Source organism: Pseudoxanthomonas composti, assembly GCF_004122095.1.
Classification (GTDB): Bacteria; Pseudomonadota; Gammaproteobacteria; order Xanthomonadales; family Xanthomonadaceae; genus Pseudoxanthomonas_A; species Pseudoxanthomonas_A composti.
Genome location: NZ_SAWZ01000004.1, coordinates 128,818 through 150,339, shown reverse-complemented (window position 1 = coordinate 150,339; position 21,522 = coordinate 128,818). Strand labels below are relative to the sequence as shown.

Sequence of the window (21,522 nt, the reverse complement as noted above, 5' to 3'; positions counted from 1 at the left end):
GCATGAAGCGCCTAGACGCCTTCCCTTCTCCCACGCGCGGGGGAAGGTGCCCGCAGGGCGGATGGGGGGCCGTCCCCACAAACCCGCACAATCCCGCGTACCCACCCCTCAGGCCTGCTCGCCCCTGCCCAGCAGGCTGTGGCGACGCCCGTAAGCCAGGTAGGCGATCACCCCGATCGCGTTCCACACCAGGAAATACACCTGGGTGCGGCTGGGCAGGCTCCAGAACAGATACAGGCAACCGCCAATCGCCACTGGCCCGACGATCCAGGCCAACGGCGTGCGGAAGGCGCGCGCGCGGTGCGGCTCGCGCTTGCGCAGCACCAGCAGGCAGACGGCCACCGCGGTGAAGGCCGCCAGCGTGCCGGCATTGGCCAGCGCGGCGATCTCATCCAGCCGCGCCACCCCGGCCAGCGCCGCCACCAGCACGGCGGTGAACAAGGTCGTCGCCACCGGCGTGCCGGTGCGCTGGTTGACCTTGGACAGCCCGCGCGGCAGCAGGCCATCGCGCGACATCACGAAGAAGATGCGGCTCTGCCCATACAGGAAGGCCAGCAGCACGGTCGGCAGCGCGATCACCGCCACCGCGCCGATCACCGCCGCGGCCCTGGCGCTGCCCAGCTCGCGCATGATCAGCGCCAGCGGCTCGGCGCTCTTGCCGAACACCGTAAAGCTCATCGCGCCCACCGCGGCCAGGGCCACCACCACGTAGATCAGCGTGCAGCCCACCATCGAACCGACAATGCCGATGGACAGATCGCGCCCCGGGTTCTTGGTCTCCTCGGCCGCGGTGGAGATCGCATCGAAGCCGTAGAAGGCGAAGAAGATGATCGCCGCCGCCGCCATGACCCCGCGCTCCACGCCCTGCGCATCGACCGATTTGGAAAAGCCGTAGGGCATGAACGGATGCAGGTTGGCCGGGTCGAAGGCCGGCAGGGCCACCGCCACGAACACCGCCAGCGCGATCAGCTTGAGCACCACCAGCACCGCGTTGAGCGTGGCGCTTTCCTTGGTGCCGGCCATCAGCAGTCCGGCCACGACGAAGGTGATGGCCACCGCGGGCAGGTTGACGATGCCACCGGCATGCGGGCCGGCGGTCAGGGCGGCCGGCAGGCTCATGTCCACGCCGGTGTTCGCGCTGGCCCACTGCAGGAAGCCGACGAAGTAGCCCGACCAGCCCACCGCCACCGTGCTGACCACCAGCGAGTACTCCAGGATCAGGCTCCAGCCCACCACCCAGGCGATGCTCTCGCCCAGCGCGGTGTAGCTGTAGGTGTAGGCGCTGCCGGCGGCCGGCATCATCGTGGCCATCTCGGCATAGGCCAGCGCCGCGCAGGCGCAGACGATGCCGGCGGCCACGAAGGACAGCAGCACGGCGGGGCCGGCCTTGTCCGCGCCCACGCCGATCAGCGTGTAGATGCCGGTGCCGACGATGGCGCCGATGCCCAGTGCGATCAGGTGCGGCCAGGACAGGGTGGGGACCAGCTGGCGACCGGCCTCGTGCACGGTGACCTGATCGATATTCTTGCGGCGCAGCCAGGCACCCATGGCGTCTCTCATGAAGGAAAACCGGCGCCCAGTGTCGCCGATGCCGCCGCGGCGATGAACCCTGCAGCGCGGCAAGCCGGCGCAGGACCGCCAGGACCGCGCACAGGCCCTCGCTTGCTCGAACCCCTGTGGGAGCGGCTTTAGCCGCGAAGAGGCTTTCCCGGCAAAGCCTATTCGCCGATGAATCGGCTCCCACAAGCCGAAGGCAAGGTGCTGGTACGTAGCAGAGGACTGCCAGGACAGCGCCAGGCGCTCGCCCGAACTCCCGTGGGAGCGGCTTCAGCCGCGAAGGGGCTTTACTGGCAAAGCCCGTTCGCCGATGAATTGGCTCTCACAAACCGCGAAGGCTAGCTGCTGGTCCCCAGCCGGATGCCGAAGCCGATCAGGAACACCCCGGCCGCGCGGCGCAGCCACTGGCCGACGCGCGGATGCCGGTGCAACCGCTGCGCCAGCGCATGGCCGATCAGGATCAACAGCGAGCAGTACGCCACCGAGATCAGCGCGATCAGCACCGACATGGCCGCGAAGGTCAGCACGCCCCGATGCGCCGCCGGGTCGATGAACAAGGGAAAGAACGCCATGTAGAACACGATGGCCTTCGGATTGAGCAGGGTGATCAACAGCCCCTGGCGGAAGAAGTGCCCGGGCTGCAGCCGGATCACCCCCGGCGCATCGCCCTGGCCCTTTTGTCGCAACAGCCCGATCCCGATCCACACCAGATAGGCCGCACCGGCGTACTGCACGGCCTGGAACACCAGCGGATTGGCCTTCAGCAGCGCCGCCACCCCCGCCGCCGCCAGCCACATCAGCACCTGGTCGCCCAGCAGCAGCCCGGTGAGGGCGACATAACCGCCGCGGATGCCGGCCTTGCCGGTGGCGGTCAGCAGCGCGAAGGTGCCCGGCCCGGGCAAGGCCAGGAACACCAGCACGGCCAGGGCGAAGGTCCAAAGGTTCTCGATCCCCATCCACGGCATGGCCCGCACTCACGCATCGCTTGCAAGCCGCTGATGGTAAGCACGCAGGCCGACAACGGCGAGCGCTCTCGCAGGCCCTCAGCGCGGCGCGCGCAGCCGCGCACGCACCGCCTCGACCAGCGCGTCCAGGCTGTCGTAGCGCGGGACTCCGTAGCGATCGCCGGTGATGTCCAGGTTGCCCTTGCGCCAATAGCCTTCGGGCGCGGCCACCAGCAACTTGCCCGAGCGCGCGTACAGGCCGAACTCCAGCAGCGTGATCGGGCTCTGCGTGCCGGGCGCGAAGTACATCAGCACCAGGTCGGCCTGTTCCAGCGCGGCCAGCTCCCACTGCACCTGGGCGCGGAAGTTGGGGTCATCGGCCTGCGGCTTCCATGCCGGGTCCCAGTCGGCGCGGCGCGGGTTGAGCAGCAGCACGTCCATATCGGCCAGCGCCTGCTGCACCTGGGCCTGCCAGTCTCCGGTCTTGCCCATCTCGATGCTGCCGGCCAGGAAAACCTTGAGCCGGCCATCGCCAGCCGGCACCGGCGCGGGCGAGGTGATGGTCTGCGCCGACCAGGCCGGCGCGATGGCCAGCAGGGCGCCAAGTGCGGCAAGCAGGAGCAGGGCAGGACGAAGATGCGACATGGAGGGCCTTGAAGTCATGCGGATCAGGGAATGCCGTTGCAGCCGAAGCGCTGGAAGCCTTCGCGCTGGCACAGCCGCCCGTGCCAGGCCTGCACCGCCGGCAGCACGGGCCGCTCGATCGGCGTCATCAGCCAGCGCTGCGTGGACAGGCCCAGCACGAGGTCGGCCAGGGTGAAGTCCTGGCCCAGCACGTGGTCCGCGCCATGTTGCAGCTGCCCGTCCAGGATCGCCATCTGCCGGTTCCACTGCGCGGCACTGGCTGCCACCTGCGTCGGGTCGGCATGGGCCGGGCTGCGGCGCACCAGAGCCATGAACGCGTAGCGCCAGGCGCTGTTGAGCTCGGTGGCCTGCCAGTCCATCCACTGTTCCACCAGGGCGCGGCGGGCGGGCTCGGCCGGCAGCAGGTCGTGGCGGCCTTCGCGCGCGGCCAGGTAGCGGCAGATGCTGTTGGATTCCCACAGCGTCAATGCGCCATCGCGCAGCACCGGCACCAGCGCATTGGGGTTGAGCGCGCGAAACTCGGGCGTGTCCACCGGCGCGAACCCGCTGCCGTAATCAAGCTGGGTGCAGGGCAGGGACAGCTCGTCCAGCAGCCACAGCACCTTGCGCACGTTGATCGAGGGGGACTTGCCGTACAGCGTGAGCATCGCGGGGGCCGGCTGGGGGGCGGACAGCTTATCCGCTGGACAGGCGCAGCGGATGAGACGCGCGCCGCTACACTTTACGCATGCAACCTGAAACCCTGATCCTGCTCGGCCTGCTGCTGGCCGTCCTTGTGCTGCAGCTGGTGGCGCTGTTTCGCCGTGGCGATTCAACCGCCCTGGAACACACGCTGCGCGAAGAGCAGCGCAGCGGCCGCAGCGAACTGCGCGAGCTGCTCGAAGCCCTCTCCCGCCAGCAGGAAGCCCGGCTGGACACCTTCGCCCGCAATCTCACCGACCTGTCCACCCGCACCGACGCGCGCCTGGACCAGCTGCGCGAACAGCTGGGCGAGGACGCCCGCAAGGCCCGCGAGGAAGGCGCGCAGTCGCAGCAGCGCACGGCCGACATGCTCGGCGCGCGGCTGCAGGACATGCGCGGCCAGCTGGAGCAGTTCGGCGCGCAGCAGGAGGCGCGCATCCTCGCCTTCGGCCAGCAGCTGGCCGAACTCATCGCCCGCAGCGACAGCCACATGGGCGCGCTGCGCGAACAGCTGGGCGAGGACAGCCGCAAGACCCGCAGCGAGAGCGGCGAGTCGCTGAGCCGCTTCAACGAGCAGCTGGGCGCGCGCCTGACCGAGCTGACCCAGCGCAACGAGGCGCGCATCGCCGAGATGCGCGGCACGCTGGACCAGCAGCTGCAGCGCCTGCAGGCCGACAACGCCGCGCGCCTGGAGCAGATGCGCGTGACCGTGGACGAGAAGCTGCAGGGCACGCTCAACGCGCGCCTGGATTCGTCCTTCAAGCTGGTCTCCGAGCGCCTGGAACAGGTGCAGCGCGGGCTGGGCGAGATGCAGCAGCTGGCCACCGGCGTGGGCGACCTCAAGCGCGTGCTGACCAACGTCAAGTCGCGCGGCGGCTGGGGCGAGGTGCAGCTGGAGAACATCCTGGAGCAGACCCTGACCGCCGAGCAGTACGCGCGCGGGGTCAAGCTGCGTAACGACGGCAACGAGATGGTGGACTTCGCCGTACGCCTGCCCGGACGTAGCGACCACGACGCGCCGGTGTGGCTGCCGCTGGATTCCAAGTTCCCGCACGAAGACTACGAGCGCCTGCTGGATGCGCAGGAGTCCGGCGACGTGGAGGCCGTGCGCCTGGGCGGCGCGCAATTGGAGCGCGCCATCCGCGTGCAGGCCAAGTCCATCAGCGACAAGTACATCGCCCCGCCGCACACCACCGATTTTGCGGTGATGTTCCTGCCCACCGAGGGCCTGTACGCCGAGGTGATCCGTCGCCCCGGCCTGGTGGACCTGCTGCAGCGCGAGCACCGCGTGGTGATCGCCGGGCCCACCACCGTCACCGCCCTGCTCAACAGCCTGCAGATGGGCTTTCGCACCCTGGCCATCGAGCAGCGCTCCAGCGAGGTCTGGGCGCTGCTGGGCGCGGTCAAGGGCGAGTTCGGCAAGTTCGCCGGCATCCTCGAGCGCGCAGAAAAGCAGATCAACACCGTCGGCAAGAGCCTGGGCGATGCCAGCCGCAAGACCCGCACCATCGAACGCAAGCTACGCGGCGTGGAAACCCTGGGCGACTCGCAGTCGCAGGCCCTGCTCGGCGACCTGGGTGGGGAGGAAGCGGGCGACGATCTTGCGGACGATACCGGAGCGGATGAAGGTGACATGCGCTGACTGAGGAGCGAGAAATGAGGAACGAGCGGAGAGGAACGAGAGAAAGCGGAAGCCTCGCCTTCACTCGTTTCTCCCTTCCTCTTCACTCGTTTCTCAAATGATTCGCCCGCATCCAACGCAAGCCCCGAGCGAAGCCAGAGCGCTCGCTGATCTCAACACAGGAGTACCCGATGACCTGTTCGACCCTGCGCAAACTGTCCACGATGGCCAGCCTCGCCCTCCTGCTGGCCGCCTGCAGCAGTGGGCCGGCGAGCGCGCCCGCGGCGCAGACCGGCATGGCGACATCCGGCCAGCCCGACGCGCAGGCCTGTGCCGCGCAGGGCGGCAGCGTGCAGCCGTTGGGGCGACGTGGCCTGCCGCAGTGCGTGGTGCCCTACGCCGATGCCGGCAAGGCCTGCCGGGACGACGCCGACTGCAGCGGCCGCTGCCTGGCGAGCGGCGAGATCGCTGCGGGTCAGGCGGCCACCGGCACCTGCCAGCGCGATGTGCGCGAGAACTTCGGTTGCCGCCAGTGGATCGAGCAGGGCGTGGCCAAGCCGACGATCTGTATCGACTGAGCCAGGCGCCATTGCGCGGGCTTGCATGCGCTTCGATGCGACAGGCCCGCGCGCTCGATCGAGATCGGGCTCCGGCCTGTCTCTGGCACTGCGGCTCCGGCTGGGATGCCGCCACGCCTGGGCTGTCCGTCTTGCGGCGATGGTGGATGAAGAGCGGCATCCACCCTACGGCTTGTCCATGTCGTTCGTCTTCGCGCGGCGGTGATGGAAGCGCGCCTTCCCAACGTAGGGTGGACAACGCGAAGCTTGTCCACCAAGGCGTCCGCTACGGCTGAGCCTGGCACGCCTTCACACCCCGCCTGTTCGTTTCTCGGCGATGGTGGATAGAAGGGCGCCATCCCCCTACGTAGGGCGGACAACGCGAAGCTTGCCCACCAGCGCGGCCGCTGTGGCTGAGCATGACACCCCTTACACCCTGACTGTTCGTTTCTCGGCGATGGTGGATGAGAAAGCGCCATCCACCCTACGTAGGGCGAAGCTTGTCCACCACAGCGTGTGCGCTGCGTGTGCCCAGACCCGACGCAGCAACGGCGCGGGCTGATCGAAGGGACGAGACACTCGAGATCGCTGCATGCGGCGCAGCGGTGAGGGTATCCTCGACGGTCTCCCTCTTCATCGCAGGAACCTCGCGTGAGCACCTCGATCCAAGACATTCCGCTCAAGACCATCGAAGGCCAGGACAGCTCGCTTGGCGCCTATTCCGGCAAGGTGCTGCTGGTGGTCAACGTGGCCTCCAAATGCGGCCTGACCAAGCAATACGAGGGTCTGGAGGCGCTGTATCGTCAGAAGCAGGCGCAGGGACTGGAAGTGCTGGGCTTTCCCGCCAACGACTTCAAGGGCCAGGAGCCGGGCACCGATGCGGAGATCGCGCAGTTCTGCAGCGCGACCTTCGATGTGACCTTCCCGCTGTTCTCCAAGATCGCCGTCACCGGCGCCGAGACCCATCCGCTGTACCAGCAGCTGATCGCCGCCCAGCCCGAGGCCACCGGCGAAGGCCCGATGCGCGAGAAGCTGGTCGGCCTGGGCATCGAGGCCAATCCGGCCCCGGGGGTGCTGTGGAACTTCGAGAAGTTCCTCATCGGCCGCGATGGGCAGGTGATCGGCCGCTTCTCCCCGGATGTGACCGCGGACGATGCGCGCCTGCGCCAGGCCATCGACAGCGCACTCGCTGCCTGAAGCCACGCCTACCCCTTACGCGCCCGGTGATGGTGGATGAAAAAGCGTCATCCACCCTACGTAGGGTGGACAACGCGAAGCTTGTCCACCGAGGCGTCCGCTGCGGCTGAGCCTGGCACGCCTTTACACCCTGCCGGTTTGTTTCTCGGCGATGGTGGATGAAAAAAGCGTCATCCACCCTACGTGGGTGGACAACGCGAAGTTTGTCCATCAGGGCGCCCGCTGCGGCTGAGCCTGGCGCGCCTTTACACCCTGCCGGTTCGTATCGCGGCGATGGTGGATGGAAGCGCGTCATCCACCCTATGTACAAAAAAGCCGCCCGGTGGGCGGCTTTCCTCTCTGCGGACCGAGTGGTCAATACCCGCCGGTGGGAATCATCGGCATGGCGTTCATCGGCACCGTCGGCACGTCGTCGTCCTTGAGGTAGTCCGGCAGGCCGTCGCCATCGACGTCGCGGCCGCGCTGGCCGCCATCGGTGATCTGGTAGTTGCGACGCTGCAGCCAGCCATCGCGGAACAGCGCGTACTCGTCCACCGCGCCATCGCGCAGCGAGTCGATCGCCATCAGCTGGGTGCGCACGTCCACCAGCTGCAAGCCCTGCAGGAAGATGCGTGCCTTGTCGTTCTCGATGCGCTGGGTGGGCGAAAGCGGCAGGTCGCCGACCAGGCCGAAGGTATCGCGCACCGTGCGCGGCCCGAACAGCGGCAGCTCCACATAGCGCGAGTTGCGCCAGCCCCAGACCGCCAGGGTCTGGCCGAAATCCTCGTTGTTGTTGGGCACCTTGTCGTGGCTGGCCGGATCCAGCACGCCGCCGAGGCCGACGGTGGTGTTGATCAAGAAGCGCCCCAGCGAGCCCCACGCCTCCGACGGCTTGCCCTGCAGCAAAGCGTTCAGCGCAGTGACCGGCTGGCCGAGGTTGTTGAAGAAGTTGGTCACGCCCTTGCGTACCGGCTGCGGCACGGTGCGGCTGTAGGCCACCGCCAGCGGCCGGGCGACATTGCGGTCGACCACGTTGTTGAAGCTGTGGACCCGACGGTTGAAGCCCTCCCACGGATCGTAGCTGGGGGTGCCGGCCCCAGCGCTGCCGTCATCGTCGGCATCGGGTGCGGCGGTGCCATAGATCGCGGAGAAGTCGTCCTCGGCCTGGGTGACCGGTGCGGCCGCCGCAGTGGCGTTATCGGTGGCCGATGGCGACGCGCTCGCATCCGGCGCGTTCGCCTCGGTCGGCGTGGCGGCGGCAGCAGGGACCGGCGCGACCGGGCTGGCCGGCGGCGGCGGTGCCTGGGTCGGTTTCACCCCCGCACAGGCAGCCAGGCCAGTGGTGAGGATCAGGGCGGCGGTAACGCGCATCGAGGTTTTCATGGGGACATCCAGAGGTGACGCTGCGTCAGGTGCCGATGGCACCGGCGCCGGGGAAATCCAGTTCCGCGCCCAGGCGGTAGGCATCGCGCAATTCGGCCAGGCCGGCCGGCTGGCCGATCAACACGGGCGCGGCGCCCTGCGCGCGCAGGCGCGCGAGCAGCTCGGCCAGCAGCGCCAGCCCGGCGCTGTCCACGCGGCTAACCGCGCTCAAGTCCAGCGCGCGGATGCCATCCAGCGCGCGGCTGGCCTGCGGCCACAGCGCCGTGGCCGCGGCGCGGTCCAGCGCGCCGTCGAACACCAGGGCCTCGTCGCGGCGGACGAGGCTGGCGGGCTTAGCGCTGGCCACCGTTTCCACCGGCCTGCATGCGGCCCTGGCGCAGATCCTCGGTGACCTGGGCCAGCGACTTCTGGCGCAGCGGGGCATCGAACTGGGTCTTGAAGGTCTGCACGTAGGAGATGCCTTCGATCATCACGTCGAAGATCTTCCACTGGCCGTTGACCTGGCGCAGCAGGTAATCCACTGGGATCGGCTCGGCACCCTGGCGCAGCATCTGCGTGGACACGCGCATGCCCTTGTTGCCCGGCAGCGCGGTCTCGCTCAGCACCTTGGTCTGCAGCTTGCTGTTGAAGTCCAGCAGCGACTGACCGTAGCGCGACATCAGGTTGTCGCTGAGTGCGTTGGCGAAGGCGGTGACATCGGCCGCCGAGGCGCCGCGGCCGTGCACACCCAGCACCAGGCGGGCCGCGTATTCCTTGTCGAAGGCGCGGTTGAACTCGGTGGTGATGAACTGCTTGAGCGCGGCCGGGTTGCCGCGGAACTCGGCGCGGCGCGACTCCAGCGTGTTGAGGATGCGGGTGCTGCTGTCCTGCACGATCTTGCCGGCCGAGCTAGCCGACGCGGCGGCCGCCGCGGCGGTCTGCGCCTGTGCCAGGGCCGGCACGCCGATCAGCAGGGCGCTACCCAGGGCGATGGAGAGAAGGGAACGGATCATGGTGTGGTTTCCTCTGAGGTGGCGGGGGTGGGGGCCGGGGCTGCGCCGTTCTCGGCGCCTTCGCCGGGCTTGCCACCACCGCTGAACATGTACTTGCCGACCAGCTGCAACAGATCCACCGCCGGCTGCGTGTAGACCAGCTCGTCGCCGGGCTTGAGCGTGTCGGGGCTGCCGCCAGGGGACAGGCCGACATAATTCTCGCCCAGCAGACCGCTGGTGTAGATGCCGGCCGCGGTGTCGTCCGGCAGGTCCTTGTAGGCGTTGTCGATATCCAGGGTGACGATGGAATCGAATTTCACCGGATCCAGCTGAATCTTGCCCACCTGCCCGACCACCACGCCGCCGATCTTGACCGGCGCCTGCGAGCGCAGCTGGCCCAGGTTGGTGAAACGGGCCTTGAGCTCGTAGCTCTGGCTACCGAAACCGAAGGAACGGTTGGTGGAGGCCAGCGCCAGCACCAGCAGCGAGGCCAGGGCCAGCAGCAGGAAGGCGCCAACCGCCAGTTCCAGACGGGGTCCGCGGATGGACATGGGATCAACTCCTGAAAAGCAGGGCGGACAGCACGAAATTGAACATCAGCACCAGCAGCGAGGCATTCACCACCGCGCGGGTGGTGGCCACCGAGGTGCCCTCGATGGTGGGCTCGGCATTGAAGCCCACATAGGAAGCGACCAGCGCGCTGACGCCACCGAACACGGCCGACTTCAGCAAGGCCACGCCAAAGTCGTCCCAGACGTCCACGCTGCCCTGCAGCGCCGACCAGAACACGCCATTGTCCAGGCCCAGCACGTGTACGGCCTCGAAGTAGCTGGCGCTAATGGCCAGCGAGCAGAAGAAGCCGGTCAGCAGCGGCACGGTCAGCACCGCGGCCCAGAAGCGCGGGGCCACGGCCTTGGCCACCGGGTCGATGGCCATCAGTTCCAGCGCCTTGATCTGGTCGGTGGCGCGCATCAGGCCCAGTTCGGCGGCGATGGAGCTGCCGGCGCGGCCGACGAACAGCAGCGCGGTCAGCACCGGGCCGAGCTCGCGGTACAGCGACAGGCCCAGCAGGGTGGACAGCGCGTCGGAGGCGCCGAAGGTGGTCAGCGTGCGATAGCCCTGCAGGGTCAGCACCAGGCCCACGAAGGCCCCGCCCACGGCGATGATCGGCAGCGAACGCGCGCCGATCTTGTAGATCTCGCGCGTCAGCTCGGCCCAGAAGTCGCGGGTGGGCACCGAGGCGCGCAGCACCGACAGCGAGAACAGCCCGGCCGCGCCCAGCGAGCGGATCGAATCGGTCATGGCCATCAGGCGGCCTCCGTCCTGCGGGTGGCGGCCGTATCGAAGGCGATCGGGCCATCGGGGCGGCCATGCAGGAACTGCTGCACCAGCGGGTCGTCGCTGGCCTGCAGCTGCGCCGGCGTGCCGGAGAACACCAGCGCGCCGTTGGCGATCACCAGCGCCTGGTCGCACACCGGCAGGGTCTCGTGGACATGGTGGCTGACGATGATGCTGGTCATGCCCAGGCTGTGATTCAGCCGCTGGATCAGGCTCATGATCACGCCCGAGGCGATCGGGTCCAGCCCGGTCAGCGGCTCGTCGTAGATCATCAGCGGCGGGTCCAGCGCCAGCGCCCGGGCCAGCGCTACGCGCCGGGCCATGCCGCCGGACAGCTCGCGCGGGTACAGGTCCGCTGCCGTGCGCAGGCCCACTGCATTGAGCTTGAAGGCCACCAGGCGCTCGATCAGCGCGGCCGGCAGCCGGGTGTGCGCCCGCAGCGGCAGGGCCACGTTCTCGCCCACGGTCAGGTCGGTCAGCAGGCCATTGCCCTGCAGCAGCACGCCCACGCCCTTGCGCATCTCCAGCAGCGCCCGGCTGGAGCGCGGTACCGGCTGGCCGAACAGCTCCACCTTACCCGCCGCCGGCACCAGCTCGCCCGTTAGCGCGGCCAACAGGGTCGATTTGCCGCTGCCCGAGGGGCCCAGCACCGCGGTGATGCTGCCGCGAGGCACGCGTAGGTCGACCTCGCGCAGGATCGTGCGTCCGCCGCGCACGAGGCGCAGGGCATCCAGATGGACGGCGGGCGTTTGCTCAAGGGACATGTCGACCAGGTGTCGGAAAGTCGTTAACGAAACATCAACGCGGTAGCTTCGGCGCTGGCGCCTGAATAAAACCGTACTCGCAGGTGCAGTATTGTCGCGCGATACGGCGCCATTGTGGTGGCTGCCGTTGAAACGATGCGGTTCAGACCGGCGCCATTGTCTCGTCTGGACGCGACTCCGTCATCGTGGCCGCCTGCCCGAGTCTCACGCGGTGAGCGCCGCCTGCGGCAAGATGGTCGCATGCCGCCAGCGCCTGATTTCCGTCTTTACCCCTCCAATGCGCTGGAACTGCTGGCCGGGCTGCTGGCCCATGAGCTGCGCCAGCCGGTGCCGGGGCAGTCGATCCTGACACCGGAGGTGGTGCTGATCCCGCAGGTGGCCATGCGCCGCTGGCTGCAGGCCACGCTGGCGGCCGAGCATGGGGTGGCCGCCAACCTGGAGTTCCTCACCCCCGGCGAGTTCGTCGCCCGCGCGCTGGAGGCGAACCTGGGGCCGGCACAGGATGAGCTGGATGCGGCCAGCCTGCGTTGGCATCTGTACGCCGCCCTGACCGACCCGGCCGTGCTGTCCGACCCGGCGCTGGCTGCGGTGCGCACCTACCTGCAGGATGAGGATGCGCTCAAGCCCTGGGCGCTGGCTGGCGAGCTGGCCGGCGTGTTCGAGAAGTACCAGGCCTGGCGCCGCGACTGGCTGCTGCGCTGGGAAGCCGGCGCGGCGCCGAACGATCCGCAGGCGGTGCTGTGGCGCCATCTGGCGACCGGCCGCGCGTACCGCGCCCGCCGCATCCAGGCCTACCTGGATCGCTTCTCCGGGCAGGCAGACGCGCTGCCGCAGGGCTTGCCCAGGCGCGTGTTCGCCTTCGCCACGCTCAATGTCTCGCCCGACGTGCTGCGGGTGCTGGCCACCCAGGCGCGGGTGGGCACGTTGCACTTCTACCTGCCCACCCCGGCGCAGGGCTATTGGGGCGATCTGCAGACCCTGGGCCCGCGCCGTCGCGCGCGCGCCGATGACCTGGTCGACGAGAGCCTGTTCGATGCCGGCGACAACCGCCTGCTGCAGGCCTGGGGCGCGGCCGGGCGCGACTTCATGGCGATGCTGGGCAGCTACGAGGTGGCGCACCCCAGCGCGGAGATCGACGTCTATGCCGACCCGCTGGGGTCGGGCCAACGCCCACTGCGCCAGGGCGGGCTGGGCGACAGCCTGCTCAAGCGGCTGCAGAGCGATCTGTTCCACCGCAGGCGCCCGCCCGTGCCTGCGCCGCTGGCCGCGCTGGACCGCACCGACCCCAGCCTGCAGGTGCATGCCTGCCATACCCGCCTGCGTGAGCTGCAGGTGCTGCACGACCAGCTGCGCGCCCTGCTGGAAGATCCGCGCTTCGACCCGCCGCTGCAGCCGCGGCAGATCGCGGTGCTGGCGCCGGACATCGACCCTTACATCCCCTATCTGGAAGCGGTGTTCGGCGCCGACAAACCGGGGGCAAAACCGGGGTCAGCGGGAAAACCGGGGTCAGAGTGCAGTTTCCCCTCCATTGCCACAGGTGTGCCCACGAGCCTGGGGAAACTGCACTCTGACCCCGGTTTTCCCTCGCGCATTCCCTATGCGCTGGCCGATACCAGCCCGCTGGCAGGCGAGCCGCTGGCCGAGGTGTTCGTGCGGCTGTTGAACCTGCCGGTCTCGCGTTTCGGCCTCAACGAGATCCTGGACCTGCTGGCCAGTCCGCCGCTGGCGGAGGCCGCCGGGCTGGATGCGGCGGCCTTCGAGCGCCTGCACGGCTGGCTGCAGGCCGCCGGCGCGCGCTGGGGGCTGGATGCTGCCCATCGCGCCCAGCATGGCGCCCCGCACGACGACGCCTACACCTGGGCCTTCGCGCTGGACCGCCTGCTGCTGGGCCACGCCAGCGGCAGCAGCGAGGACATCGCCGGTGTCGCCCCCTTCGATGCGCTGGAAGGCGGTGCGCTGGAGGCGCTGGACGCGCTGATCCGCCTGCTGCACGTGCTGGCCGGCAGCCAGCGCCGGCTGGACCAGGCGCTGACTCCCGCGCAGTGGCGCGAGCGCCTGTTGGCCCTGCTCGATGCGCTGCTGCCGGAAACCCCCGCCGCCGCGGCCACGCAGCGCGCGCTGGATCGCCTGCGCAAGCTGGTCGACGACTTCGCCCGCGAGGCCGAGCGCGCCGGCTTCCAGGCCGCCGTGCCGGCCGAGGTGGTGCGCACGCATTTCGCCAGCGTGCTGGCCGAGGCCGACACGCGCGCCCCGCTGCTGACCGGTGGCCTGAGCGTGGGCCGCATGGTGCCCATGCGCCTGCTGCCGTTCCGCGTGATCTGCCTGCTGGGCATGAACGATGGCGACTTTCCGCGACGCGACCCGGCCGCGGGCCTGAACCAGCTCACCGCCGAGCTGGGGACCCACAAGCGCCGTTACGGCGACCGTTCCACCCGCGAGGACGACCGCTTCCTGTTCCTGCAGCTGTTCGCCTCGGCGCAGGACGTGTTCTACGTCAGCTACCTCGGTGCCGACGCGCGCGATGGCAGCGTGCGCGAACCCTCGGTGCTGGTGACCGAGCTGATCGGCGAGGCGGCCGCCCACCATGCCGATGCCGCCGCCGCGGCCAAGGCGCTGACCGTGCACCACGCGCTGCAGCCGTTCGCGCCGGCCGCCTTCGGCGCCGAAGGCGACCCGCGCCGCTTCAGTTATCGCACGCAGTGGCAGCCGGCTTCGGTGCGCATCGGCGGGACGCGGGCGCCGCTGGCGCCGTGGGTGACGGCGCCGCTGCCGGCCCGCACCGTCGAGGAGGACGCGCTTTCCCTCGATGCGCTGCGGCGCTTTTTCAGCGCGCCGGCCGAGCAGTTCCTGCGCCAGCGCCTGGACCTGCGCCTGGCCGATGCCAGCGATCTGGGCGAGGACGTGGAGCCGCTGCTGGCGCCGGGTCGCGGCCTGCAGAAGGCGCTGCTGCAACAGCAGGTGTTCGAGGCACTGCTGCAGGGGCGCGAGCAGGACCTGTACGACAAGCTGCGCGCCCGTGCGCTGTTGCCCTCCGGCCCGCTGGGCCATCGCCAGCTCGCCGCGCTGGTCGCGCAATTGCGGCCGTATGCGCTGGCGTTCGACCAGTGGCGCGGCCAGGCCGAACGCGGCACGCAGCGGGTGGAAATCGACCTGGACGGCCTGCGCCTGCATGGCCGTCTGGAGGGCCTCTACGACCAGGGCCTGGCCCACGTGCGACTGGGCGCGATGAACGGCCCAGCCGCGATCCGCCAGGGCCTGGACTGGCTGGTGGCCAGCGCCGCCGGGCTGGACCTGCCGCTGGTGCGCTTCCATGAGGCCCAGGCCGGCGTCGGCCCGTTCGAGCGCGCGCCCATCGATCCGGCCTCGGCCAGGGCCGCGTTGCGGCGCCTGCTGTCCCTGCGCGCCGAGGGCCTGCAGGCGCCGTTGCCGTTCGGCCCGTACAGCGGCTGGGAGTTCTTCAGCGCCGAGGACCCGCACAAGGCCGTCAAGGCGGCCGCGGCCCGCTGGCGCGGCAGCGACCACACCTGGGGCGAAGGCAATGGCGAGGCCTACCAGCTGGCGCTGCGCGGGTGCGACCCCTTTGCCGATGCGGCGCTGCTGCGCCGCTTCGCCGAGACCAGCCTGGCCATCTTCCACGCGGTCGAACATGGTGTGATCCACCCCGGCCTTGGCGATGCGCACGCGTTCTTCGTTGAGGCCGACACCGAGGCCGAGGCATGACGCCGGTCGATCCCTTCCTCACCCTGCCGCTGACCGGCACCCACCTGATCGAGGCCAGCGCCGGCACCGGCAAGACCTTCACCCTGGCCACCCTGGTAACCCGGCTGGTGGTCGAGCAACGCCTGCGCATCGGCCAGATCCTGGCTGTCACCTTCACCGAGGCGGCCACCCAGGAACTGCGCAAGCGCATCCGCGAGCGCCTGGCGCTTGCCGCCTCGCTGGTGCCCGAGGCCATGGGGATGGCGGCGGAGACAGCGGCAGCGGGAACACCTGTGGGAGCCGATTCATCGGCAAAGCGGCTTGCAGGCGATGTTGGAGACTTGGGAGATCAAGTTGATGCAGCCGGGCTGTTCCACCATCAGGTCCGAGGGGAAAGCCCTTCGCCGATGCATCGGCTCCCACACGGGAATCGCTTCCAAGCGCAGCTCTCGCAGGAGCCGCTGTCACAGGCCCCGCCGCCGTCGGCGGGGCAGGGCCAACAGTCTTCGCGTCATGACGCACCCGATGCCCAGCTCAGCCGCGCCATCATCGCCGCGCACCTGGCCTCCGGCGCGGAAACGCCCCACCAGCTCCGGCAGCGGCTGCAGCAGGCAGCCGATGAGATCGACCTGGCCGCCATCTTCACCATCCACGGGTTTTGCGCGCGGGTGCTGCGCGAGCATGCGCTGGAAAGCGGGCAGACCTTCGCCCCGCCCGAGCTGCTGGCCAACGACCGCGACCTGCGCGAGCAACTGGCGGCCGACCTGTGGCGCAGCACCGCGGCCGATGCGCAGTGGGCGCCCCTGCTGATGTCGCTGTGGCCGCGCGGCCCGGAGGCGCTGGCGCGGGATCTGGGCGAACTGATCCGTCAGCCCGACCTGCTGCCGCCGCGCCCCACCGAAGCAGAGCGTACAGACCGCATCGAAGCCGAGCTGCACCGCGCAGGCCAGGCCCTGGCCGAGGGCTTGGCCGCACATGGCGACAGCTTTCGCGCCGCGCTGCTGGACGCGGTGGAGAACAAGCAGCTCAACGGCCAAAGCTACAAGGCCGAATGGATCCAGGACCTGTGGCGCGACCTGGCGCAGTGGTGCGCCGCAGGCGACTGGGGCGCGCCCGCGCACCCCAAGTTGCCGCTGCTGTCGTCCGACGCCCTGGAAGCGAAGACCAACAAGGGCAAGCAGACGCCCGCCTCGCCACTGTGCGCGCTGATTTCCTCTTACCTGGCTGCGAGCCAGGACCTGTCCCAGGCGCAGGAGCGCGAACGCGTGCGCCTGCTGCACCGCATCCGCGACGAGGCGCGCGTGCGGTTGGCCCGGCGCAAGCAGCAGCTGCGCGTGCAGACCTACGACGATCTGATCGACGGCGTGGCCCAGGCCTTGCGCGGCCCGCACGCGGCGGCGCTGGTGCAGCGGCTGCGCGCGCAGTACGCCATCGCGCTGGTGGACGAGTTCCAGGACACCGACGCGCGCCAATGGGACATCTTCCGCACCGTGTTCGGCGACTCGGAGGAAACACGGGCCGCGGCGTTGGCCCCGGCGCTGTTCCTCATCGGCGACCCCAAGCAGGCGATCTACGGCTTTCGCGGCGGCGACGTGCAGACCTACCTGCAGGCGGCGCGACACGCGCAGGCCGCACCGCCGCTGGACCGCAACTTCCGCTCGCGCCCGGCGGTGCTGGCGGCGATCCAGGCGCTGTACGCACAGGCCGGCGATGCCGCCTTCGTCGATGACAGGATCCGCTTCCACCCGGTCCTGCCCGGCACCCAGCGCGTGGATGCCGACTACCAACGCGCGGGCACCGATGCCCCGGCGCTGACGCTGTGGCAGGCCCCGGAGCCGCCGGCGGACGAGAAGGGCAAGCGCAAGCCGCACAGCGCGCAGCGCTCGCGCGAGCTGGCCACCCAGGCCTGTGTGGCCGCCATCCACGGCGTGCTGAGCGATGCGCGCACCGGCGATGCCCTGCTCGGCGACAAGCCGGTGCAGCCGGGCGATATCGCCGTGCTGGTGCGGACCCACAAGGAAGCCACGCGCATCCAGCGCGCCCTGGCCGAGGTCGGCATCGCCGCGGTGGCTGCCGGCCAGCAGAGCCTGTTCGCCACCGCCGAGGCGCGCGAGCTGCTCACCTTGCTGCTGGCCCTGCTGCACAGCGCCGACGATGCCCGCCTGCGCGCCGCCCTGGCCACCGTGCTGCTGGGCGTGGATGCGGGCGGCATCGCTGCGCTGGACACCGAGGGCGCGGCCCACGCGCAATGGCAGGGCAGGGCCCTGGCCTGGCGCGAGCGCTGCCAGCGCGGCGGGCCGCTGGCATTGGTCTCGGACCTGTGCGCCGACAACGCCGAGCGGCTGCTGGGCCTGCTCGATGGCGAGCGCCGGCTGACCAACTACCTGCAACTGGGCGAGCTGCTGCAGGAAGCCGACACGCGCGCGCTGGGCCTGCAGGGCCTGGTCGACTGGCTGGGCCAGCGCATCGCCCAGGCCGATGCCAGCGACGAAACCCAGCTGCTGCGGCTGGAGTCCGATGCCCGCCGCGTGCAGATCGTCACCCTGCACAAGTCCAAGGGCCTGGAGTATCCGCTGGTGTTCCTGCCCTTCGTCGGCATCGGCGGCACCGCGCGCAGACCCGAGCGCAGCTGCGTGGTGGCCGACGACGACGGCCGGCGCTGGCTGCACTGGAACCTGCAGGCCGACACCTCCGGCTGGAAGACCGCCTGCGAGCGCAGGCAACTGGCCGACCGCGCCGAGGACGCGCGCCTGCTGTACGTGGGCCTGACCCGCGCCGAGCACGCGTTGTGGATCGCCACCGGCGATTTCTACAACGCCAGGCAGGGCGCGCTGTGGCCGATGGTCGAGGGTCTGCCCGAAACCGCCGGCATCGTGCGCGACCGTACGCTGCCGGCCGACTCGCCGTGGCTGCCGCCGCAGCGCGAAGGCCAGGCACCCGCTGCGCGGCACGTGCAGCGGCAGATCGCGCCGGACTGGTGGGTCTACAGCTTCACCCAGCTGGCCAATGCCGACAGCGGCAGCGCCGACCTGTCCACCCGCGCCACCGTGGCCGCGGCCGGCGGCAGCGACGAACCGGAAGCGCCCGCAGCCACGCCCACAGGCGAAGCCTTCGACCCGCGCTTTGCCGGCAACCGCTTCGGCGTGGTGCTGCACCAGGCGCTGGAAGACGGCGACTTCGCCGCCTGGCGCGACTGGCGCCCCGGCGATGCCGCACCGGCCAGTGAGCGCGCCATCATCGAGACCGCGCTGAAGGGCGGCGGCTATGCCGCGGGCGAACTGGACGAAGGCGTGCAGGTCCTCACCGCGCTGATCGGACAGACGCTCACCGTGGTCCTGCCCGAGGGCGTGCGCCTGTGCCAGGTGCCGGAGCAGGCGCGCCGTGCGGAGATCGAGTTCCAGTTCGCCCTGCAGCCCACCGACATCGATGCGCTGCTGGCCCTGCTGCACGCGCATGGGGTGGTGCGCGAGCGTCGCGGCTTCGGCCTGCGGCGCACGCTGGAAGGGCTGATGACCGGCTTGATCGACCTGACCTACACGCACGAGGGCCGCTGGTACGTGCTGGACTACAAGTCCAACCGCCTGCCGACCTACGACGCGGCCACGCTGCAGGCGGCCATGGCGCACAGCGAGTACGACCTGCAGGCACTGATCTACACCCTGGCCTTGCATCGCTGGCTGCGCTTCCGCCTGGGCCAGGCGTACGACTACGCGCGCGACTTCGGCGGCATCCGCTATCTGTTCTGCCGCGGCCTGGACGCGACCCGCGCCGATTCGCCCGGGGTGTACGCGCACCGTTTCGCGCCGGGGCTGGTCCACGCCCTGGATGCACTGTTCGCCGGGGCCACGGAGGCTGCCGCATGAGCCTGCTCGACGAGCTCTACGCCAAGGGCCACCTGCGCACCCTGGATCACGCCTTCGCGCAAAGCCTGCGTCGCCTGCGCCCCGAGACGTCGGAGGCGGTGCAGGTGGCCGCCGCGCTGGCCTCGCTGGCGGTGGCCCATGGGCACGCCGGCTTCGACCCGGCGCGTCCGCGTCTGCTGGTGGACGCGGACCTGCCCTGGCCCCAGGCCGAGGCCTGGGTGGCGCAGCTGCGCGCCTCGCCGTGGGTGGCCCAGCCCAACGACCCACTGGCGCCCTCGGCCGCCGATGCACCGTTGGCCTTCGAACCTGCCGGCCAGGCAACAGGGCTGCTGTACCTGCGGCGCTACCGCGAGTACGAATCGCGGTTGGCGTCTGGCCTGCAGCGCATCGCCGCCCAGCCACCGCATCACCAGGACCTGGAGCCCGTGCGCGGTGTGTTTCGCGCGCTGTTTCCGCAGAGTGCCCTGGCGGAGGCAACCCCGGACCCTGGCTCGGCACCGGGCATCACCGAGGACCGCCAGGCGCGCGCCGCCGCGCTGGCGCTGCGCCGCGCGCTGCTGCTGGTCACCGGCGGCCCCGGCACTGGCAAGACCACCACCATCACCCGCCTGCTGGTGCTGCGCATCGCCCAGGCCATCGCGATGGGCGCACCGCCGCCGCGCATCGCCCTGGCCGCGCCCACCGGCCGCGCCGCCGAGCGCATGGCCGAAAGCCTGCGCCGCGCCGTGGCGGCCATCCTCGCAAGTGGCGTGGACCCGGCCCTGTGCACCGCGCTGCCGGAGACCGCCAGCACGGTGCATCGCCTGCTCGGCGTCATCCCCGACAGCCCCACGTTTCGCCACCACGCCGACAACCCGCTGCCGCTGGACGTGCTGGTGGTGGACGAGGCCTCCATGGTCGACCTGCCGTTGATGTGCAAGCTGGTCGAGGCGGTGGCTGATGGCACCCAGCTCATCCTGCTGGGCGATGCCGACCAGCTGCCCTCGGTGGAAGCCGGCGACGTGCTGGCGGCCATCCTCGGCGCGGCGGGGCCCGGCGATGCCCTGCGCGCGGAGGATGCCGACGCGCTGGCGCCGCTGCTCGGTCCTGGCACGCCCGTCGATGCGGCCGCCACCGGCCTGCGCGGCCACCGCGTGCGCCTGTTGCGCGGCTATCGCCAGGACGCCGACTTCGACCTGGCCCCGCTGGCCGAGGCCGTGCGCCGGGGCGATGCCGACACCGCCCTGGCGCTGCTGCGCGGCGGCAGCCTGCGCGGGGTGGACTTCCACGAAGACGTGCTGGACCCCTTCCAGGCCCGGGGCGAGGCCCTGCTGGCGCACTGGCGCAGCCTGGGCGATGCCCCTGACCCGGCCACCGCCTTGGGCCTGGCCCAGCGCCTGCGTCTGCTCACCGCCGTGCGCGAAGGCCCCCAGGGTGCGCGCGGTCTCAACGCCCGCGTCGAGGAACAGCTCTCGGGCCGCCGCACCGGCCCGACGCCCACCTACTTCCACGGCCGCCTGCTGCTGATCACCGAGAACAGCTACCGCCACCGCCTGTTCAACGGCGACATCGGCATTTGTTTTCGAAGCGAAGCGAGTCCCTTCGTGGGGCGAAGCGAAGCAAGTCCTTTTTCAGGGCGAAGCGAGGTAAGTCCCTCTCCGGGGCGCAGCGTAGCAAGTCATTCCTCGGTGCAAAGCGAAGCGTCATCCGCTTCGAGAGCGCTCGCCAGCGGCCCCCTGATGGCCTGGTTCCCGGGCGATGGGCCCGGCCAGGTCCGCGCCTTCCATCCGGCCGCCTTGCCCGCGCACGAAAGCGCCTTCGCCATGACCGTGCACAAGGCCCAGGGCAGCGAGTTCGACGAGGTCTGGCTTCAGCTGCCGCGCAACGACAGCCGCGTGCTCTCGCGCGAGCTGGTCTACACCGCCATCACCCGCGCCCGCAGCCGCCTGCACGTGGCCGGCAGCGCCCAGGTGCTGCGCGAGGCGCTGAGCCGTCATGCAGTGCGCATGTCCGGGCTTGCCTGGCGCTTGGGCGGGGCAGAGCCGGCGCCGTCATCGCCCTCAGTCGAAACCCCTCCAGCGCAAGACAGCACGCCGATCCAGGGTGCGCTGTTCTGAAGCGCCGCGGCGATGGTGGATGAGAAAGCGTCATCCACCCTACCGTAGGGTGGACAACGCGAAGCTTGTCCACCCCGGCATCGCCCGCGGCCGACATCCTTCCAGAGCGACAAAACACGCCAATCCAGATTGCGCTGTTCTGAAGCCCGCGGCGATGGTAGATGAGAAAAGCGTCATCCACCCTACCGTAGGGTGGACAACGCGAAGCTTGTCCACCCCGGCATCGC

General features: G+C 70.2%; 16 protein-coding genes. 6 read left to right on the top strand and 10 right to left on the bottom strand.

Translation table 11 applies throughout. The features are described 5' to 3' along the window. Positions 1 to 108: 108 nt before the first annotated feature. The 4 genes from EPA99_RS09095 to EPA99_RS09080 form a co-directional block, all read right to left on the bottom strand. A complete protein-coding gene (locus tag EPA99_RS09095; protein WP_129470905.1) occupies positions 109 to 1,548 on the bottom strand; it encodes an amino acid permease in 1,440 nt (479 codons plus the stop codon). A 347-nt stretch (positions 1,549 to 1,895) separates the two neighbouring features. Continuing rightward, a complete protein-coding gene (gene leuE / locus EPA99_RS09090) occupies positions 1,896 to 2,522 on the bottom strand; it encodes a leucine efflux protein LeuE (protein WP_129470904.1) in 627 nt (208 codons plus the stop codon). Positions 2,523 to 2,600: 78 nt separating this feature from the next. Beyond that, positions 2,601 to 3,146, bottom strand: coding sequence for a nucleoside 2-deoxyribosyltransferase domain-containing protein (locus EPA99_RS09085; protein WP_129470903.1), 546 nt, complete (start codon positions 3,144 to 3,146; stop codon positions 2,601 to 2,603). 23 nt (positions 3,147 to 3,169) lie between these two features. Further along, the gene (locus EPA99_RS09080) at positions 3,170 to 3,793 is read right to left on the bottom strand and encodes a glutathione S-transferase family protein (protein ID WP_129470902.1); all 624 of its coding nucleotides are present in this window, start codon (positions 3,791 to 3,793) and stop codon (positions 3,170 to 3,172) included. An 80-nt stretch (positions 3,794 to 3,873) separates the two neighbouring features. On the opposite strand from EPA99_RS09080, the gene EPA99_RS09075 reads away from it, so the two are divergent. The 3 genes from EPA99_RS09075 (at position 3,874) to EPA99_RS09065 (ending at position 7,202) form a co-directional block, all read left to right on the top strand. After that, complete coding sequence (locus tag EPA99_RS09075) at positions 3,874 to 5,469, top strand: DNA recombination protein RmuC (protein ID WP_129470901.1); 1,596 nt, start codon at positions 3,874 to 3,876, stop codon at positions 5,467 to 5,469. Between the two features lie 170 nt (positions 5,470 to 5,639). Continuing rightward, complete coding sequence (locus EPA99_RS09070) at positions 5,640 to 6,026, top strand: hypothetical protein (protein WP_164978615.1); 387 nt, start codon at positions 5,640 to 5,642, stop codon at positions 6,024 to 6,026. A 630-nt stretch (positions 6,027 to 6,656) separates the two neighbouring features. After that, positions 6,657 to 7,202 (top strand): glutathione peroxidase, encoded by a 546-nt coding sequence (locus EPA99_RS09065; protein ID WP_129470900.1) that lies wholly within the window; start codon positions 6,657 to 6,659, stop codon positions 7,200 to 7,202. A gap of 354 nt (positions 7,203 to 7,556) precedes the next feature. Here EPA99_RS09065 and EPA99_RS09060 read toward each other — a convergent pair whose 3' ends face one another. Genes EPA99_RS09060 through EPA99_RS09035 form a run of 6 tightly spaced genes read right to left on the bottom strand, consistent with a single transcriptional unit; the run spans position 7,557 to position 11,637 of the window. Continuing rightward, positions 7,557 to 8,564 (bottom strand): MlaA family lipoprotein, encoded by a 1,008-nt coding sequence (locus EPA99_RS09060; protein WP_241688337.1) that lies wholly within the window; start codon positions 8,562 to 8,564, stop codon positions 7,557 to 7,559. A gap of 25 nt (positions 8,565 to 8,589) precedes the next feature. Beyond that, positions 8,590 to 8,910, bottom strand: a complete 321-nt coding sequence (locus EPA99_RS09055; protein ID WP_241688336.1) for an STAS domain-containing protein — start codon at positions 8,908 to 8,910, stop codon at positions 8,590 to 8,592. Beyond that, a complete protein-coding gene (locus EPA99_RS09050; protein WP_129470898.1) occupies positions 8,897 to 9,556 on the bottom strand; it encodes an MlaC/ttg2D family ABC transporter substrate-binding protein in 660 nt (219 codons plus the stop codon). Before EPA99_RS09050 ends, EPA99_RS09055 begins: the two co-directional genes overlap by 14 nt. Next, complete coding sequence (gene mlaD, locus EPA99_RS09045) at positions 9,553 to 10,086, bottom strand: outer membrane lipid asymmetry maintenance protein MlaD (protein WP_129470897.1); 534 nt, start codon at positions 10,084 to 10,086, stop codon at positions 9,553 to 9,555. Before mlaD ends, EPA99_RS09050 begins: the two co-directional genes overlap by 4 nt. 4 nt (positions 10,087 to 10,090) lie before the next feature. Further along, positions 10,091 to 10,843 carry an MlaE family lipid ABC transporter permease subunit gene (locus EPA99_RS09040; protein ID WP_129470896.1) on the bottom strand — a complete coding sequence of 251 codons (753 nt, stop codon included), beginning with the start codon at positions 10,841 to 10,843 and terminating at the stop codon, positions 10,091 to 10,093. Then, entirely contained in the window at positions 10,843 to 11,637 is a 795-nt protein-coding gene (locus EPA99_RS09035) for an ABC transporter ATP-binding protein (protein ID WP_129470895.1), read from the bottom strand. Before EPA99_RS09035 ends, EPA99_RS09040 begins: the two co-directional genes overlap by 1 nt. 240 nt (positions 11,638 to 11,877) lie before the next feature. Here EPA99_RS09035 and recC point away from each other — a divergent pair, with 240 nt between their 5' ends. The 3 genes from recC to recD are packed head-to-tail and all read left to right on the top strand — an operon-like array spanning position 11,878 to position 21,295. Beyond that, entirely contained in the window at positions 11,878 to 15,357 is a 3,480-nt protein-coding gene (gene recC, locus EPA99_RS09030) for an exodeoxyribonuclease V subunit gamma (RefSeq protein WP_129470894.1), read from the top strand. Continuing rightward, positions 15,354 to 19,199 (top strand): UvrD-helicase domain-containing protein, encoded by a 3,846-nt coding sequence (locus EPA99_RS09025; protein WP_129470893.1) that lies wholly within the window; start codon positions 15,354 to 15,356, stop codon positions 19,197 to 19,199. The genes recC and EPA99_RS09025 overlap by 4 nt, the downstream gene beginning before the upstream one ends. Continuing rightward, entirely contained in the window at positions 19,196 to 21,295 is a 2,100-nt protein-coding gene (recD, locus tag EPA99_RS09020; RefSeq protein ID WP_129470892.1) for an exodeoxyribonuclease V subunit alpha, read from the top strand. Before EPA99_RS09025 ends, recD begins: the two co-directional genes overlap by 4 nt. The last annotated feature ends 227 nt before the right edge of the window (positions 21,296 to 21,522 follow it).

What these genes read in the sequence shown, in the direction of transcription:
- EPA99_RS09095 (WP_129470905.1), bottom strand. Translation starts at nt 1,548, where the DNA reads ATGGGTGCCTGGCTGCGCCGCAAGAATATCGATCAGGTCACCGTGCAC.
- leuE (WP_129470904.1), bottom strand. Translation starts at nt 2,522, where the DNA reads ATGCCGTGGATGGGGATCGAGAACCTTTGGACCTTCGCCCTGGCCGTG.
- EPA99_RS09085 (WP_129470903.1), bottom strand. Translation starts at nt 3,146, where the DNA reads ATGTCGCATCTTCGTCCTGCCCTGCTCCTGCTTGCCGCACTTGGCGCC.
- EPA99_RS09080 (WP_129470902.1), bottom strand. Translation starts at nt 3,793, where the DNA reads ATGCTCACGCTGTACGGCAAGTCCCCCTCGATCAACGTGCGCAAGGTG.
- EPA99_RS09075 (WP_129470901.1), top strand. Translation starts at nt 3,874, where the DNA reads ATGCAACCTGAAACCCTGATCCTGCTCGGCCTGCTGCTGGCCGTCCTT.
- EPA99_RS09070 (WP_164978615.1), top strand. Translation starts at nt 5,640, where the DNA reads ATGACCTGTTCGACCCTGCGCAAACTGTCCACGATGGCCAGCCTCGCC.
- EPA99_RS09060 (WP_241688337.1), bottom strand. Translation starts at nt 8,564, where the DNA reads ATGAAAACCTCGATGCGCGTTACCGCCGCCCTGATCCTCACCACTGGC.
- EPA99_RS09050 (WP_129470898.1), bottom strand. Translation starts at nt 9,556, where the DNA reads ATGATCCGTTCCCTTCTCTCCATCGCCCTGGGTAGCGCCCTGCTGATC.
- mlaD (WP_129470897.1), bottom strand. Translation starts at nt 10,086, where the DNA reads ATGTCCATCCGCGGACCCCGTCTGGAACTGGCGGTTGGCGCCTTCCTG.
- EPA99_RS09040 (WP_129470896.1), bottom strand. Translation starts at nt 10,843, where the DNA reads ATGGCCATGACCGATTCGATCCGCTCGCTGGGCGCGGCCGGGCTGTTC.
- EPA99_RS09035 (WP_129470895.1), bottom strand. Translation starts at nt 11,637, where the DNA reads ATGTCCCTTGAGCAAACGCCCGCCGTCCATCTGGATGCCCTGCGCCTC.
- recC (WP_129470894.1), top strand. Translation starts at nt 11,878, where the DNA reads ATGCCGCCAGCGCCTGATTTCCGTCTTTACCCCTCCAATGCGCTGGAA.
- EPA99_RS09025 (WP_129470893.1), top strand. Translation starts at nt 15,354, where the DNA reads ATGACGCCGGTCGATCCCTTCCTCACCCTGCCGCTGACCGGCACCCAC.
- recD (WP_129470892.1), top strand. Translation starts at nt 19,196, where the DNA reads ATGAGCCTGCTCGACGAGCTCTACGCCAAGGGCCACCTGCGCACCCTG.